Annotated in this window: 12 protein-coding genes; 1 reads left to right on the plus strand and 11 read right to left on the minus strand. The window is 53.6% G+C overall.

Translation table 11 applies throughout. From position 1 onward, the window contains the following. Positions 1 to 31: 31 nt before the first annotated feature. The 4 genes from HF324_RS23010 to HF324_RS23025 all read right to left on the minus strand — a co-directional run bounded on the left by HF324_RS23010 (position 32) and on the right by HF324_RS23025 (position 988). The gene (locus tag HF324_RS23010) at positions 32 to 214 is read right to left on the minus strand and encodes a class I lanthipeptide (protein WP_168804731.1); all 183 of its coding nucleotides are present in this window, start codon (positions 212 to 214) and stop codon (positions 32 to 34) included. Between the two features lie 79 nt (positions 215 to 293). Continuing rightward, positions 294 to 482, minus strand: coding sequence for a class I lanthipeptide (locus tag HF324_RS23015; protein WP_168804732.1), 189 nt, complete (start codon positions 480 to 482; stop codon positions 294 to 296). Positions 483 to 553: 71 nt separating this feature from the next. Further along, complete coding sequence (locus HF324_RS23020; protein ID WP_168804733.1) at positions 554 to 751, minus strand: class I lanthipeptide; 198 nt, start codon at positions 749 to 751, stop codon at positions 554 to 556. Positions 752 to 811: 60 nt separating this feature from the next. Further along, positions 812 to 988: a class I lanthipeptide gene (locus HF324_RS23025; protein WP_168804734.1), complete on the minus strand. Its 177-nt coding sequence runs from the start codon at positions 986 to 988 to the stop codon at positions 812 to 814. 474 nt (positions 989 to 1,462) lie between these two features. Here HF324_RS23025 and HF324_RS23030 point away from each other — a divergent pair, with 474 nt between their 5' ends. Beyond that, positions 1,463 to 4,078, plus strand: a complete 2,616-nt coding sequence (locus tag HF324_RS23030) for a S9 family peptidase (RefSeq protein ID WP_168860918.1) — start codon at positions 1,463 to 1,465, stop codon at positions 4,076 to 4,078. A gap of 111 nt (positions 4,079 to 4,189) precedes the next feature. On the opposite strand, the gene HF324_RS23035 is transcribed toward HF324_RS23030, so the two are convergent. From HF324_RS23035 to HF324_RS23065, 7 genes are read right to left on the minus strand one after another with little or no spacing between them, the layout of a single operon-like run. Continuing rightward, positions 4,190 to 5,260 (minus strand): dipeptidase, encoded by a 1,071-nt coding sequence (locus HF324_RS23035; protein WP_168804737.1) that lies wholly within the window; start codon positions 5,258 to 5,260, stop codon positions 4,190 to 4,192. An 11-nt stretch (positions 5,261 to 5,271) separates the two neighbouring features. After that, the gene (locus HF324_RS23040) at positions 5,272 to 6,309 is read right to left on the minus strand and encodes a sugar kinase (RefSeq protein ID WP_168804738.1); all 1,038 of its coding nucleotides are present in this window, start codon (positions 6,307 to 6,309) and stop codon (positions 5,272 to 5,274) included. Positions 6,310 to 6,363: 54 nt separating this feature from the next. Further along, complete coding sequence (locus HF324_RS23045) at positions 6,364 to 6,828, minus strand: RidA family protein (RefSeq protein ID WP_168804739.1); 465 nt, start codon at positions 6,826 to 6,828, stop codon at positions 6,364 to 6,366. Between the two features lie 21 nt (positions 6,829 to 6,849). Next, the gene (locus HF324_RS23050; RefSeq protein WP_168860919.1) at positions 6,850 to 8,169 is read right to left on the minus strand and encodes a gluconate:H+ symporter; all 1,320 of its coding nucleotides are present in this window, start codon (positions 8,167 to 8,169) and stop codon (positions 6,850 to 6,852) included. A gap of 45 nt (positions 8,170 to 8,214) precedes the next feature. Next, positions 8,215 to 10,467 carry a glycoside hydrolase family 20 protein gene (locus HF324_RS23055; RefSeq protein ID WP_168860920.1) on the minus strand — a complete coding sequence of 751 codons (2,253 nt, stop codon included), beginning with the start codon at positions 10,465 to 10,467 and terminating at the stop codon, positions 8,215 to 8,217. A 2-nt stretch (positions 10,468 to 10,469) separates the two neighbouring features. Beyond that, the gene (locus HF324_RS23060) at positions 10,470 to 12,017 is read right to left on the minus strand and encodes a SusD/RagB family nutrient-binding outer membrane lipoprotein (protein ID WP_168860921.1); all 1,548 of its coding nucleotides are present in this window, start codon (positions 12,015 to 12,017) and stop codon (positions 10,470 to 10,472) included. A gap of 24 nt (positions 12,018 to 12,041) precedes the next feature. After that, positions 12,042 to 15,209, minus strand: a complete 3,168-nt coding sequence (locus tag HF324_RS23065) for a SusC/RagA family TonB-linked outer membrane protein (RefSeq protein ID WP_168860922.1) — start codon at positions 15,207 to 15,209, stop codon at positions 12,042 to 12,044. Positions 15,210 to 15,336: the final 127 nt, after the last annotated feature.

A 15,336-nucleotide genomic window follows, 5' to 3' on the forward strand; every position in this document is an offset into this window, starting at 1 on the left:
TAGCCATGGGGCGGATGTTCAGCTATCATGATTATCTGGTTGTTCTTACACAATCCACAGGGCAGGTCACTTCATCAGTTTCCACGCAACATGCGCTCCACCAGGTGAGCGGGGCGCCACCGGCGAGCTTTGCCTGGTCCTGTTGATTCAGCGTTACGAGGGTGTCTTTTTTGAGCAGCAGTTTTTTGCTCAGCTGGAGTGTTTTCTTTTTCATAATTGAGGAGGTTTTAGGTGGACACCGTCTCCGCCGTCCGCGGTACAACGGATGGTGTGTCCGGGTTCAAAAAGCTGAATTACTTTGGTTCAGAAGTACGGACGCATCCATCAGGGCACGTAACCTCACGGGTATTCTGACAGCAGGCGCTCCACCATGTTAACGGAACACCACCGGCGATTTTGGCTTGCTGCTGCACGTTCAGCGATGCGACAGTATCTTTTCTCAGCAGCAGTTTCTTACTGAGAATGATTTGTTTCTTTTTCATACTTAGCATTTGAGGGAGGGCATACCCTGCCCTAACAATACCGCAGGGGAAGGGTATTACCGGCTTAAAGGTTAACCTTCAGGGCATATGTAGCACTGGTCCTGTCCGGGCATATAGGTGATACAGGTTTGTACGACCGTTTCAATGCAACGGGGCATAACGGTAAACGGACCGCCACCTATAACAGCTTGCTGCTGAATGGTCATGGTAGAGATAGTTGCCTTGTTGAGGGACAATTTCTTGCCGAGGGCAATTTTCTTTTTTCTCATAACAGGGATTTACGGGTTAAATTGGGTGTACCATCGTTGACGCCGGGTTAACAGCCATCACTACATGCAAACATTCGTAGGACGGGGATTGGATTCACAGGTCCAGGCCGGGTCGTAAGTGTCGCAAAACACAGTTTCCCCACCTTTAATGGCGCCCTTTTGTTTTACGGTCAAAGTGGCCACCGTTTCTTTGGCGAGGGTCAGCTTTTTCGCCAGGTCAAGTTTTTTCTTTTTCATAACTAATACAGTTTCATAAGGCCCTCCCCTGTCTTTAACCAAGCGGTAACGCCCTGGGGCGGATATTCAGCGTACAGTCTTAAAAATGATGGGAATTGGCAGATTCAGATTTGGATTTATATAAGTTGAACATAGACATATAGTAACGGGCTATTTTGAGACTTTGATTTTTTGAAGATAAATAATTTATCAAGAAAAAAAAATTTTCACCCGGTTTCTTTGGATTTTGCGGGGTAACTGATCAATCTGCTTGCCGTGACGTAAAATTGTCATGTACCCATCATACCTCATAATACCACCATGGTTCTGACGGTTTCGGTTCCCACTTTACGAAGTAATATCAGCCTCAATATAGTTATCATTGTGACCAGATCCCTCATCCCCATGCCAGGCCAACGAAAGAAGATAAAAAGCACCTGATGTTGTCACCCCTCAAAACCCATTATGATGAAAAAGCCAGCTTTATCGCCCCCCATGAGACAATACCCGGCCATCTTCCTGTTGCTGCTCACCATCAGCACCTATGCCCAGAAACGTCCGCTCAACGACTCCGATTTCAACACCTGGAGCCTGGCCCTGAACCCGGTCATCAGCAACAACGGCCGGTATGCTTCCTATTACATCTATAACCAGCCGCCCGGACAGGCCACACAAGTCATACAGGCCATCGGTCATTCGTGGAAGAAAGAACTGAAAGCCTTCCAACCTATCACGTTTACGGCTGACAGCAAATATGCCGTCACTAAACTGGCTAACGACACATTGCTACTGATTACACTGGGCACCAGCCTGGAACTCATCAACCCGGGGGTAAAAAAATACACCCTGTTCCAACAGGCAGATACCGGATGGCTGGCTTTCCAGCGCCAGGGCGGCAATATGGAACTGCACAACCTGAAAACCGGCGCTGTGCACCGTTACAACGACGTCTCCGATTACGTTATCAGCGGCAACGGGCGATTCCTTTTCATCAAAAGTCAAAAAGACTCCATCACTTACAGCATACAGGCGGCAGACCTCTCCCGCCATACCACGAAAGAAATCTACAGGGGGAAAGAACCAGTCAATATCATTGCAGACGACAAGGGAACACAGTGCGCCTTTCTTACGCGCGACAAAGAAACGATAGCCACCTCCTGGTATTATCACCGCGACCAGACCGGGAAAGCTATTGTAGCCGCGCCCCGTATGCAATTACAGGAAGGGATGACGTTCAGCAACTTCGATAAATTCAGCAGCGACGGCAATTTTATCTACTGCATACTCAGCGGCAACCATCCGGCGCCGCCAGCGCCCAACCCGGCACGACTGCGTCTCCGTACTTTTATGGACACAAAACTCAACGAAGAAGAAGAGCCACTCCGCTGCCAGGCAATATGGTACCTTCACAACAACACGATACTGCAGGTGCAGGATAAGGAAGAATCTCCCTTTTACCTCGCCGGCTTCTACGCCGGCTCCTACAATCCGCACAGCACCCTGAAACTGCTGGATAAAACACTGGCCCACAAAGGAGAATGGAACTGGAATGAAAACGCCTTGTCATCCCGTTCCCTGGTAGACCTTACCAACGGATCAAGAAAACAGGTTACCCTGCCCGGCGACCGCAACAGCGCGTCCTATGTGCTCTCCCCGCAAGGCAAATGGATCATCTATTACGATGCCGGCCAGCACCACTATTTCAGCTACCATGTAGCTACCGCCGAAAGGAAAAACATCACGGCCGGCATCTCCGCCACCTGGACTACCTACGATAATGACGACATCCCGTTCGCGCCCTATCTAAACCTCCCCCTGGGCGGTTTCAGTGACGATGAAACAACACTGTACCTGTATGACCAGCACGATATCTTCCGGATCGACCTCACCGGGAAATCGGCGCCCGTCAACATGACCAACGGCTATGGAAAAACCCATAATATCGTGTTCCGTTTCGCCTTTCCGCCCAACGAACACACGGGCAAAACCATCCTGCTGACCGCCTTCAACCGCACCACCAAAGAAGACGGTTTCTTTGAAATCGCAAAAGGAAAGTTGCGCCAGCTGAGCATGCAACCATTTATTTTCACCGGTCCGGAAGAAAGCAAATACCATCTGCGCACACCGCCTGTGAAAGCGAAAGATGCTGATGTATACCTGGTACAAAAAATGGATGCCGCCAGCGCCCCCAACATTTATGTCACAAAAGACTTTATTCACTTCGATGCGATCAGTGATGTGCACCCCGAGCGACAGGTCAACTGGCTGACCACCGAGCTGGTAGATTTCACTACCAGGGACGGCAAAGCCGCACAAGGCATTTTATATAAACCGGAGGACTTTGACCCGAAAAAGAAATACCCGGTCATCTTTTATTATTATGAAAAGATCAGCGAATGCCTGCATCTCTATATCCGGCCGGAGCCCAGTATGGGACCAATGAACATTCCCTGTTTCGTGAGCAATGGCTTCCTCGTTTTCACACCGGATGTCCATTTTGACATCGGCTATCCAGGCCGTAGCGCCCTCCAAACCGTGCTGGGCGCGGCAGACAAACTGGTACAGCTGCCTTATGTCGACTCTACCCGGATGGGCCTCCAGGGACACAGCTTCGGAGGCTTCCAGACCAATTACATCATCACGCATACCGACCGGTTTGCGGCGGCCTGCTCTGCTGCCGGCTTCACCAATTTCGTCAGCGCCTACGGCTCTATCATCGGCTCGGGATACTCACGGCAAGGGCAGTACGAACTGTACCGCGATCGTATCGGCGCCTCCCTCTGGGAGCGGCCCGACCTGTACCTGGAGAACTCACCGGTATTCAATATCGATAAAATAAAAACACCGCTGCTGCTGATGCATAATATGGAAGACAATGATGTTCCTGTGGGGCAGGGAATCGAATTTTTCACGGGGATGAGGCGTATGGGCAAAGTAGTGTATTTCCTGCAATACGAAGGACAGGGCCACAGTATCTTTGATAAGCCGGCGCTGGATTATAACACGCGCATGCTGGAGTTCTTTAACTATTACCTGAAGGGGGCCGCGCTGCCGGGGTGGATGACGGACAAACGTGCGAAAATTTTGCACGCAAAGGGTCTCAAGAACTAATCTATTGTGTAAGAGCGCAAAGGAGCGAAGAACAATTTTGATCTCCGCTCCTTTGCGCTCTTAATAAAAAACAAAAAACTTAGCGCCTTTGCGTGAAAGGCATCGCGTGTGTTATTTCCATGCCTTACGCAGGAACCGTAGCCAGTTCCCGTGCATGATATTCTCAATGTCCGCCGCTTTATAGCCTCGTCCGGAAAGCATATCCGGCAGTTTCTGCAGGTCTGCTATGGTCTCCAGATCATAAGGGCATTGCTCTTTTCCGAAAGCGCCGTCCAGGTCTGTACCGATGCCTACATGCAGCGTGTTACCGGCTATCTGGCAGATATGGTCCATGTGGTCGATGAGTTTTTCGAGGTTGCATTGCATGCCTTCCGGGGTGGACTGTGCCCGTACCCATCCCGGCACCATCATCCAGGCGTCGAGTGCGCCGCCGATGACAGCCCCTTTCTGAATGAGTATTTTGATCATGTCGTCGCTGAACTGGCGATTGTGATTTACGAGGGCGCGGCAGTTGTTATGGCTGGCCCATACCGGTCCGTTGAAGATGTCCATGGCATCCCAGAAAGCGTCGTCGCAGAGGTGTGTGGCGTCGAGTATCATGTTCAGCCGCTCCATCTCCCTGATCAGCAGGCGTCCCTGTTCATTGAGATGACCGGTAGCATCCGTACCATTGGCATAACGCCCGGGTCCGTAGTGGGCAGGGCCTACGGCGCGAAGGCCGTTCTGATATGCTTTGTGCAGATGATCGATCGTTACCAGCGAGTCGGCGCCTTCGAGGCTGAGGATGTACCCGATGGGTTTGCGGTCATTGGGCGTGCCGTCGTTCCACAGGGCGATATGCTGTTCCAGTGCGGGCAGGTCTTTGATCATGGTCATCTCGCCTGCTTCTTCCATGGCTTTATACCATGCCAGCTGTCCCTGTGTCTGCGCCCATGCCTGCTCCGGAGAATGCCATCCGGGCAAGGGGTTATCGGGCGCTACATAACGGCCTATCTGTGTGGCCACTACCAGGCCGATGTTACCTTTCCGGAGTTCGGGGAAAGCCACTACGCCTTTTTCCCTGTCTGGTTTATCCTGTAGGCCCGCCTCTCTTTTGCGGATGGCCGTTACCGGCTGCCGCAGGTCCCTGTTCCATTCCAGGGCGTTCATGCTGAGGTCGAGATGTGCATCAATCGTAAACATAATAAAAGTGGTTATCGTACTATTCTTCCTGAAGGGCCATTGGCCATCAGGTCGGTCACTTCCCGTTCGCTCACCAGCGCCCAGTCGCCATGGATACTCTGTTTGAGCGTACCGCATGCGACGGCGAAATCGATGGTCCGCTGCGGCGGGTACTGGTTCATCACGCCAAACAGGATGCCTGCTGTGAAGGCATCGCCGGCGCCGATCTGGTCCGTGACCTGCGGAACAGTAAATCCTTCTGCAAAATAGTACCGGTCGTCCTGTGCGAGCGCTCCGAAATACACGAGCTGGTTGCCCTGTACTTTCCGGAAGCTCATGGCCAGTGTTTTCAGCTTTGGCATGTGCCGGCGTAAGCGGTCATAACACTGTTCGAATCTTTTCTCCGGCGGGAGCTGTTTATCCGTTTCAATATTGTAGTACACGTTCACTGCGTCCAGATCTGCTACTGTCATATCACTATGCTGCAGTAGCGCAGGCATCACCGCGGAAGGGTGCTGCCCGTATTTCCAGAGCGTGGCGCGATAGTTAAAATCTGACGAGATGGTAAGGCCTGCCGCCTGTGCCGCTGCCAGCGCTTCCGCGCAAACGGCGGCGCTGCTGGCAGATAATGCAGCCGCCACGCCGGACCAGTGAAACACGCCGATGCCTGTCAGCGCAGATGCCCAGTCGATATCTCCGGGCTGCAAAGTGGCAAAGGAAGAGCCGGCACGGTCATAGATCACACGCCCGGGGCGTATGCCATTACCGGATTCTGTAAAATACAACCCCAGCCTGTCGCCGCCATACACCACCCTGCCGGTGCCTACGCCGTGGCCTCTCAGGTGTTGCAGCCCTGTTACGGCCAGATCGTTGTCGGGCACCCGTGTGATATACTCTGTGGATATGCCCAGGCGGGACAGCAGTACGCATACGTTGGCCTCCGCACCGGCGTAGTAAGGAATATATCCATCTGACTGACCGAAACGTTTGCCGTTGTTGCTGTGAAGTCTCAGGAGAAATTCCCCGAAAGCTGCCAGCCTGACTGCTGTTGTTCCATCCTGCTTTTGCATGATCCAAATTTTAAGGGAAAGATAATATTTTCCCCGGCATCTGCTGCAGCCATCTTAATACAATTCAAACAAAGCTTCTATCTCCACCGGGATATTGTCGGGCAGGGAACCGAAGCCCACGGCGCTGCGTACGCCGATGCCGTTCTCTTCGCCCCAGATGGCAGCAAACAATTCACTGCAACCGTTGATGATATAAGGATGCCGTTCAAATTCAGGCGTACAGTTCACCATGCCCAGCACTTTGATTACGCGCTTCACCTTATCCAGCCCCACATGTGTCCGGATGGTGGACAACATGGTCAGGCCTACCTGCCGTGCCGCCAGTTTACCCTGCTCCATATCGAGCTCGCTGCCGATCCTTCCGATGATCAGCGACTTGTCCTGCTGCACCGGCCCGTGGCCGGACAGGTAAAGATATTTCCCGTCGATCAGGAAAGGTTTGTAGACGCCCAGCGGCGTCGGCGCCGGCGGTAGTTCCAGGCCCAGTGCTTTTAATTTTTCTGCTGCTTTGTTTTCCATATATTCTGGTTTAATAAGTGCTTAATAAGTGATCAGCGCGTTGAGCGCCAGTACCCCCAACAGGCCCATGATGCCCACAATGGTTTCCATCACGGACCATGACAGGAAGGTATCTTTTATGGTGATGTTAAAGTACTCTTTGAACATCCAGAAGCCGGCATCGTTCACATGGGAGAACATCAGGCTGCCCGCTCCTACTGATAGTACCATGAGGTTAGGATCTACCTGCCCTGTGGCGATAAACGGCGCCATCATGCCCGCAGCAGTAAGTCCGGCCACAGTAGCAGAACCAATACTGGCGCGGATCACGGCGGCCATCAGCCAGCCCAGCACCAGCACCGGGATATGACAGGAACTCATCGCTGTGGCTATCTGCGCGCTCACACCACTGCTGGCCAGCACCTCCTTCAGAGCGCCAGACCCGGCAATGATCAGCATTACCATGGCGATATCTTTCACCGACGCTGCGTATATGTTCATGATATCTTTCAAAGACTTCCGCTGCGCGATGCCCAGCGAAAAAGTGGCTATCAGCAGACAACACAGCATCACCACGGAAGCGTCGCCGGCAAAAGAGAGAAAACCATGCAACGGCGCATTCACCGGGGTGATATGTAACAACCCGGTGGTAATGATGAGCAACAATACAGGCAATAATGCGGTGAAGAAACTGTTGAATGCGCCGGGCAACGCCTGCACCGGCTCCGCCTGCGCCTGAAAAAGCGGAGAAGGCGATGCAGGTATCTTTTTCAGATAACGGGCAAACAACGGCCCCGCCACCACGATGGCCGGAACAGCCACTATCAGCCCGTACACCAGCGTCAGCCCCATATTGGCATGAAACTGCGTTACCAGCGCCACCGGCGAAGGGTGCGGCGGTAAAAAGCCATGGGTGACAGACAAAGCCGCCAGCGTGGGTAACCCGATATATACAGCCGGCAGCTTGTATTGGTAGACCACAGAAAATATCAAAGGAACGAGCAACACGAAACCCACCCCGTAATACAACGGGATGCCGATAACAAAACCGGCCACCAGCAACGCCCACTGGATATAACGGGTACCGAATAAACGAATCAGCGTTTGCGCAATCTGCCGTGCCGCGCCACTCTCGGCTACCAGCTTGCCCAGCATGGCGCCCAGGATGATGATGATCAGCAACCCGCCCATCGTATCGCCGATGCCTTTCTGCATGGCGCCGGTAATGGACTGCAACGGCATGCCCAGCCACCAGCCCGCCAGCGCGGACACAATCAGAAAAGCCACAAACACGTTGCATTTGGCGAGCGTTACCAACACCATCAGCAACAGAATGCATACAACAACAATCAAAAATGCCATGCCATATAAAAATGTAATGCTAACGTGGAATCCATACGCACAGCATCAGTTAACAATAATCTCGTCTGCCAGCATCATCGCCCTGCCCCCTGCACCATATTCTCCCGCCGGGATTACCCCTTTATTGACAGCCGTTACTTTAATATATCTTGCCTGCACGGGTTTTACGGTCAACCGGACCTGGTTGGTCCCATTCACCGGGAAACTATCAGCTGCGGCTACACGCTCAAAGTTTTTACCATCGGCCGATACTTCAAACACCAGCGATTCAGGCCCCCACATTTTCTGCCAGTGATAGTTGAGCACATTAGCGCCCAGCAGTTTTATCTCCTGCACACTGCCGAGGTCTACATACGCGTGCAGGTCGCGCGCGGAAAAGCCCAGCCACTGCCCGTCGTTGAAACGGTGCGTACCGGCAACGCCGTTGACCAACAACGCCGCGTCGCTGGTATATTTGGTGTTCGGCGGCTGTTGCAGCGTTACCCGCGCGCCGGTGGATTTGTACACTTCAAACGGCTGACGGAACAACCGGCCTGCCGGTTTGCCCTGCACAAACAGCCGCGCCTGTAACACGGCGCTATGGCAGATCCGGATACGGCCTTTATAAACCGGGCTGCCGGCAACGGGCACACTCCCGTCGGTGGTATAGCGGACCACCGCGCCCGGCTGACGGGCGTGCAGCGTCACATACAGGCTGCCGCGGCCTACGCTGTCCAGCTTATAATTGATCTCCCGCCACGTGGTATAACGGTCACCCGTCAGCGCAGTCAGTCGTTGTGTGAAATCATCGTAATCCCTCACGGTTGCCGGCGACCAGGCCCTTTCGGCTGTCGCCTGCAAGCGGGGATAAATCATATAGTTGGCTTTTGTTTCGGTAGACAGGTATTCGCTCCAGATTCCCCCCTGGATGCCGGCGATGTAAGGCAGCAACGCCGTGTCACCGGCAGTCACCAGCGGCTCATAACCATACACCGCTTCCAGTGGCGTATAACCGGCTGCCGCGGTTTGTTCTTCCGGGTACAATGACTGATAGTGGTCAAAATACAGTTCGTCTTCCGGCGTCATGATCACCTGCTGCTTTTGTCTGGCCGCCATCACCGCGCCTTCCACGCCGCGCCAGCTCATCACCGTAGCGCCGGGCGCCAGTCCTCCTTCCAGTATCTCGTCCCAGCCGATAATTTTACGGCCTTTACGGTTGACATAATCGCTGATACGGCGGATAAAATAGCTCTGCAGCGCATCTTCATCCTCCAGGTGCTCCGCTTTCATCCGCTGCTGACAGGCCGGGCATTGTTTCCATCTTACCTTGGGGCATTCGTCGCCACCGATATGGATATACGAAGAAGGAAATAAGGCGATCACTTCATCCAGCACATCCTGTAAAAAAAGGAAGGTACTGTCTTTACCGGCACAGAACACATCGTCGAAGATGCCCCAGAACTGAGCCGTTTTGTACGGTCCGCCGGTGCAGCCTAATGCCGGGAAAGCTTCCAGTGCGGCCAGCGCGTGGCCGGGCATTTCTATCTCGGGGATCACGTTGATATGCCGGGCGGCGGCATAGGCCACCACTTCCTTCACCTGTTCCTGCGTGTAATAACCACCGTATTTTTTACCGTCGAAACGGTGCGGCAGTTCTTTTTTATGCCCGATCATCGTCTGGTCGCGCCAGGCAGACACCTCCTGCAGGCGGGGATACTTTTTTATTTCTATGCGCCATCCCTGGTCATCGGTGAGATGCCAGTGAAAGTTATTGAACTTGTACAACGCCAGCTGATCGATGAACTGTTTGATATAGTCCACCGAAAAGAAATGACGGCTTACATCGAGGTGCATGCCACGGTACCCGAAGCGGGGATAGTCGGTGATCATCGCCCCGGGCAGTACCAGTCCGCCGCCTGCGGCAGGCTTCCACAGCTGTTGCAGGGTGGCTATCCCGTGACCGATACCGGCGGCATCGTGCGCAGTCAGTTTCACCTGTTGCGGCGTTACCTGTAACAGGTAGCCTTCCGGCTGTTTCACCACCACGGAATCAATGGAAAGTATAACGGCAGCGGTTATACGGTTACTTACCGGGCGGCTGCCAACACGCTCCATATACGACTTCAGCAGCGCGGCGTCTTTTTCCAGGCCGGGCATAGCCTTTATTTCCGCGTGGGCGGTAACAAAAGCGCTGTCGGCTGTCCAGGAAGCTGCCACTGGCAAAGGAATCAGGGCTGCCGGAGCGGCAACCCTTTTCCTTTGAGCGAGGAGGCATGTATGAACTGTTATAAGTACAGAAAACAGGAATACTCTTTTCATAATTATTTATCCCACCACATTCTGGTTGTTAATACATCTGGTCCCTGCCTTTTTACGGCATCGTTGTAGTTGACGCCGTTAATGCCCTGCTCTGTCTGAGAGTAAGGCAGCCGGCGCGGGATGGTGCCGCCTGTTGCGTTACCGGTATATTTCACCGGTACCAGTACCGGGTAACCGGTGCGGCGCCAGTTGGCATACGCTTCCTGTTCATCGAGCAGCAGCGCTGCCCAGAACTGGGTGTGGATCTGCTCCATCTGGGCTTCGAAAGAACCGCCGGTATTAAGGGCGTTGTCTGCCACATATTGGATGATACGTTCCGGCGCGATAGTGCCGGCGGCGCCAAACAGGCTCCAGTTGCGCAGTGCGGCGGTGACGCCATTGGCATACAGTTGCGCTTTGTCGCCGGAGCTCCAGCCACGCAGCGCTACTTCGCTGAGCAACAGGTTCATCTCCGCGTTGGTCATCACCAGCAGTGGAGAAGCGTAGTTCAGGATGGTAGCCGGGTTGGGTTCGGAGTAAGAAGCCGGGTTAGCCGGTTTTACGTCGGTGCCGTTGGCCATGCCTTTCTGTAAAGCTGCAGCCGTATCCGGGCTGCCGTTGGTCCATACAACGGACACTACGCCCAGGCGCGGGTCGTTATGGTTTTTCAGGAAGTCGATGAATGTTTTGCTGAATTTGCCCCATTCCTGGTTGCTGGCGCCTTTAGAGGAGGGCACATAGTCCTGGTTCACCAGTTCAAAAGCAATGGGGTTGTTGTTATAGGTCTGCGGACCGTTGGAATATCGCACGACCGCGTTATCTGTCCCTTCGGTGATCACGCCGCCGGCCACTGCTTTCAGCGCCCAGTCTTTCGCCACCACTTTGGTGCTGGTAGCGCGGGTGGTGCGCATGGCCATGCGCAGCATGAGGGAGTACCCGAATTTTTTCCACTGGGCGATGTTGCCTTTGTAGATCAGGTCGGCATTACCGAAGGTAGGTTTGGCAGCGTCGAAGGACTTGATGGCTTCTTCCACGTCTTTCAGCAGGGCGGCGTAGATGTCTTCCTGCGGATCGTATTTCGGCTGGAACAGGTTGTACTTGCCGCGGGTAGCTTCGCTGTAGGGCACGTCGCCGTACAGGTCGGTGATACGCTGCATGAGCAGCGCTTTCCAGAGGCGGGCCACGGCGAGCTTGTTCACATTTTCCGGACCTTGTGCCGCTTCGATGATCTCCGCCAGCGTGGTCATGGTATTCGTATATACGTTCCGGTAATAGAAGCTCTGGTAAAAATCGTTTACCGCATATTTATCACCGGCCCCGGAACCAGCCATCTCTTTGGCGATGGCATAGTGCTGGATGTAAGTACCGCAATGCAGGTACGAAGTGAAGAAGTAGGCACGGTCCAGCGGGAGGCTGCCTTTCAGCAGACTTTGAGTGAACAGCAAATCGATATTTGGTTTTTCGGAAGCGTTCGGGTTGACGTTGAGCGCTTCAAAATCTTTGTCACAGGAGGCAAAACCCAGCACCATCCCTAAGAGTAATATGAATTTATATCTGGCAATACGTTGCATGAGCTGATCGATTTTAAGAATGAACTAAAGTTTTACCTGGAGGTTTACGCCATAGCTCCGTGTACGGGGCACACCGAACATTTCAAAACCTTGTGCATTGGAGTTGCTGAAGGTGGATTCCGGATCGATGTTAGGCGCATTCTTATACAGGATCAACAGGTTTCTCGCTACAAAAGACACGGTAGCGCCCTGCAGTTTGGCGAAGGCAAACACTTTCGCCGGGATGTTGTAGCTGAGTACCACCTGGCGCAGTTTGATAAAGCTGGCGTCGTATACAAATTTCTCAGAGAGGTTTTTGTAGTTATCGTAATATGCCTGCAGACCGGTTTCGTAGGTGAAGGTTTTGGTAAACGGTTTACCGTCCTGGTCCACACCGTTCACGGTCAGGCCACCGTCTCTGCCGGGCAGGGTGATTTTGTTCAGGCCGAAGCGGGTAGCGTACAGGTTGGTAGCGGAATATACGTGACCGCCGAATTTACCGTCGATCAGGAAGCTCAGGTTAAAGCGTTTGTAGGTAAAGTTGTTGGTGATACCGGCGGAGAAAGGTGATACGCCGGTGCCGAGGTCGGTGAGGCCGGTACGCATTTCATAGCCGGTAGCTTTGTCATATACAGTATTGCCGGCAGCATCTTTCAGTACCTTAAAGCCTTTGATGGTGCTGTAGGATTTTCCGATGTCTGCAAAGATATAGGCGTAGCTGTTAACGCTCACGTCCAGTTGCAGGCTGCTGATACCTTCTGTCAGTTTCAGCACTTCATTTTTGTTATAGGCCATGTTGTAGCTGATGTCCCAGGAGAAGTTCTTCTGTTTGACGGGCACGCCGGTCAGCAATACTTCCACGCCTTTGTTGCTCATTTCGCCTACGTTGAGGATGGCGAAGTTATACCCTGACGCCGGGGAGATGGCCGCCTGCATGATGTCGTTGGTGGTTTTGCGGCTGTATACCGTGATGTCCGCAGAGAGGCGGTTATTGAGCATGCGCGCTTCGATACCGGCTTCAAAGGTGGTAGACACCAGTGGTTTCAGGTTCGGGTTGGGCGCCTGCAGCAGGCCGGAGCCGCTGCCCTGGGAGGTGGTCTGCGTAGGCGTCTGCAGCGGTTGGCCGAGGTGGCCGCCGCCGGACAGTACGGAGTAGGTTTGTCTCAGGATATAGGGCTGCGGCGTAGCGCCGCCTACCTGTGCCCAGGAGGTGCGTACTTTGGCGTAGTTGATCCAGGAAGGCATTTTCACTGCTTCAGACAGCAGGAAGCTGGCGCCGACGGAAGGATAAAAGATGTTGTTGTTTTGTGGCGACAACGTAGAGAACCAGTCGTTACGGCCGGTGGCGGTCAGGAACAGCAGGTCTTTGAAAGACAGGTCCACGGAGCCGAACACGGAGTTGGTCGCCTGGCGTTGGTTCACGTTGGTCGTGTTGAGACTTACCACGTTGGACGGGTCGTAGAAACCGGGTGCGAAGAAATCGGTACCGTTCAGGTTGGTGCCATCGGAGATGGATTTGCGCCTGTTGCCGCCCAGCATGGCGGTGATGCCGAGGTCGCGGCCCAGTTTGCCCTGGTAGTTGATGGTCAGTTCGCCGTTGGTTTCCGTGGCGACGGTATTGTATTGCTGGTAGAGGCCTTTCGGGGCGAAGAGCGTACCGGTGGGCACGATACCGGTGTAGTTGATGTTCAGATAATCATGGCTTACACGACCGCGCACGAAGAGGTTGTCCAGCAGGTTGTATTTGATGCTGGCATTACCGATAAAGCGTTTGCGGTCATCGTTGTTACGAAAGCGGTTAGCTACAAAGTAGGGGTTGGAGGCGAAGCCGGAAGGGTTCCATTCCACTTCCTTATCGCTGGCGTCGTACCCCGGGTCGAGGTTACGGATATCGACAGTGTTGGCGATCATATAGGTGCCCCAGTTAACGTTACCGGGAGCGTCGGAAACGCTGCTTCTGTTTTTGGCTTTTTCCACGTTGTATTGTGCGTAAGCTTCCACAGTCAGGCGTTTGCCGAGGTTGGAGAATATGCTGACGGAGCCGATTTTTTTGTTGAGTGTCTGGTTGGGCACCAGGCTGCGGTTGTTCATATCGGACAGGGACACACGGTATTTTGTGTTGTCGTTGCCACCGGAGAACGCCAGGGTGTTGGTGAAGGTGTTGCCGGTGTTATAGAAGTTTTTGATGTTGTTTTTCTGTGCTACATACGGGCGTTGTACACCATCGAACTGTATCACGTTGCTGCCGTCGATTTTCGGTCCCCAGGAGAGGCGGCCGGCGGCGATAGCTTCTGCTTTGGTGGCAGGTTTTTTGCCTTTTTCGCCTGCGCCGTATTCATATTGCCAGTCGGGGATGACAGACGGTGTTTCCACGGTGAAGGTGGTGTTGTAGTCTACGCCGATGCCTTTCTGCGCCACGCCTTTTTTGGTGGTGATGAGGATGACGCCGTTGGAGGCGCGGGCGCCGTAGAGGGCCGCAGCGGGGCCGCCTTTGAGTACGGTGATGGATTCGATATCGTCGGGGTTGATGCCTGCGATACCGTCGCCGCGGTCATAGTTAAGGCCGTTGGAGGCGCCGCTGGTGATGGTGCTTTGTGTGGTGTTGTCGATGGGCATACCGTTCACCACGTACAGCGGCTGGTTGTCGCCGTTGAGGGAGCCGTTGCCGCGGATGATGACACGGCTGGAGCCACCGGGGCCGCTGGCGAGGCTGGAGGCGTTCACGCCGGCGATTTTACCGGTGAGAGCGTCCGCCACGTTGATTTCGCGGGCCTGTGTGAAGTCGCTGCCTTTCACTTCAGTGACGGCATAGGCGAGTGCTTTTTTCTCTTTTTTGATACCCAGCGCCGTTACCACCAGTTCACCGAGCGCTTTGGTGTTGGTGGTGAGCCGGATGCTGATGTTGGACTGGCCTTTGGACACTTTTACCTCCTGGCGGTCGAAGCCGATGAAGGTCACTGCGAGGGTGATGTCGCCGGTCACGGTAGAGGGTATTTTAATAGAGAACTGACCGTTTTCGTTGGTCAGGGCGCCGATACCTTTGGCGCCGACGAGCGACACGGAGGCTCCGATGATTTTTTGTCCGTCGGTCGCGCTGGTGACGGTTCCGGATACCAGGTCGGACTGGGCATAGCTACAGACAGAAAATAACAGGCCCAGGAGTGGCAGGAATATCTTCGGAAAGTGGGCCACGGTTATGATATGTTTCATCATGTGGTTTGGTTGATAGTTAGTTCTTCGAATAATGCGGAAATTACAGGGATAAAAATAGCGATTCCTGCGAAAACTGCAAATTATTTGCAACTATTTTGCGGTAAGAATGCAAAAATTTAGCGTAACA

Source organism: Chitinophaga oryzae (assembly GCF_012516375.2).
Lineage (GTDB): Bacteria > Bacteroidota > Bacteroidia > Chitinophagales > Chitinophagaceae > Chitinophaga > Chitinophaga oryzae.

Excerpts from the sequence above, each read along its gene's own strand:
- HF324_RS23010 (WP_168804731.1), bottom strand. The coding sequence starts at position 214 with ATGAAAAAGAAAACACTCCAGCTGAGCAAAAAACTGCTGCTCAAAAAA.
- HF324_RS23030 (WP_168860918.1), top strand. The coding sequence starts at position 1,463 with ATGAGACAATACCCGGCCATCTTCCTGTTGCTGCTCACCATCAGCACC.
- HF324_RS23045 (WP_168804739.1), bottom strand. The coding sequence starts at position 6,828 with ATGGAAAACAAAGCAGCAGAAAAATTAAAAGCACTGGGCCTGGAACTA.
- HF324_RS23015 (WP_168804732.1), bottom strand. The coding sequence starts at position 482 with ATGAAAAAGAAACAAATCATTCTCAGTAAGAAACTGCTGCTGAGAAAA.
- HF324_RS23050 (WP_168860919.1), bottom strand. The coding sequence starts at position 8,169 with ATGGCATTTTTGATTGTTGTTGTATGCATTCTGTTGCTGATGGTGTTG.
- HF324_RS23040 (WP_168804738.1), bottom strand. The coding sequence starts at position 6,309 with ATGCAAAAGCAGGATGGAACAACAGCAGTCAGGCTGGCAGCTTTCGGG.
- HF324_RS23020 (WP_168804733.1), bottom strand. The coding sequence starts at position 751 with ATGAGAAAAAAGAAAATTGCCCTCGGCAAGAAATTGTCCCTCAACAAG.
- HF324_RS23055 (WP_168860920.1), bottom strand. The coding sequence starts at position 10,467 with ATGAAAAGAGTATTCCTGTTTTCTGTACTTATAACAGTTCATACATGC.
- HF324_RS23065 (WP_168860922.1), bottom strand. The coding sequence starts at position 15,209 with ATGATGAAACATATCATAACCGTGGCCCACTTTCCGAAGATATTCCTG.
- HF324_RS23025 (WP_168804734.1), bottom strand. The coding sequence starts at position 988 with ATGAAAAAGAAAAAACTTGACCTGGCGAAAAAGCTGACCCTCGCCAAA.
- HF324_RS23060 (WP_168860921.1), bottom strand. The coding sequence starts at position 12,017 with ATGCAACGTATTGCCAGATATAAATTCATATTACTCTTAGGGATGGTG.
- HF324_RS23035 (WP_168804737.1), bottom strand. The coding sequence starts at position 5,260 with ATGTTTACGATTGATGCACATCTCGACCTCAGCATGAACGCCCTGGAA.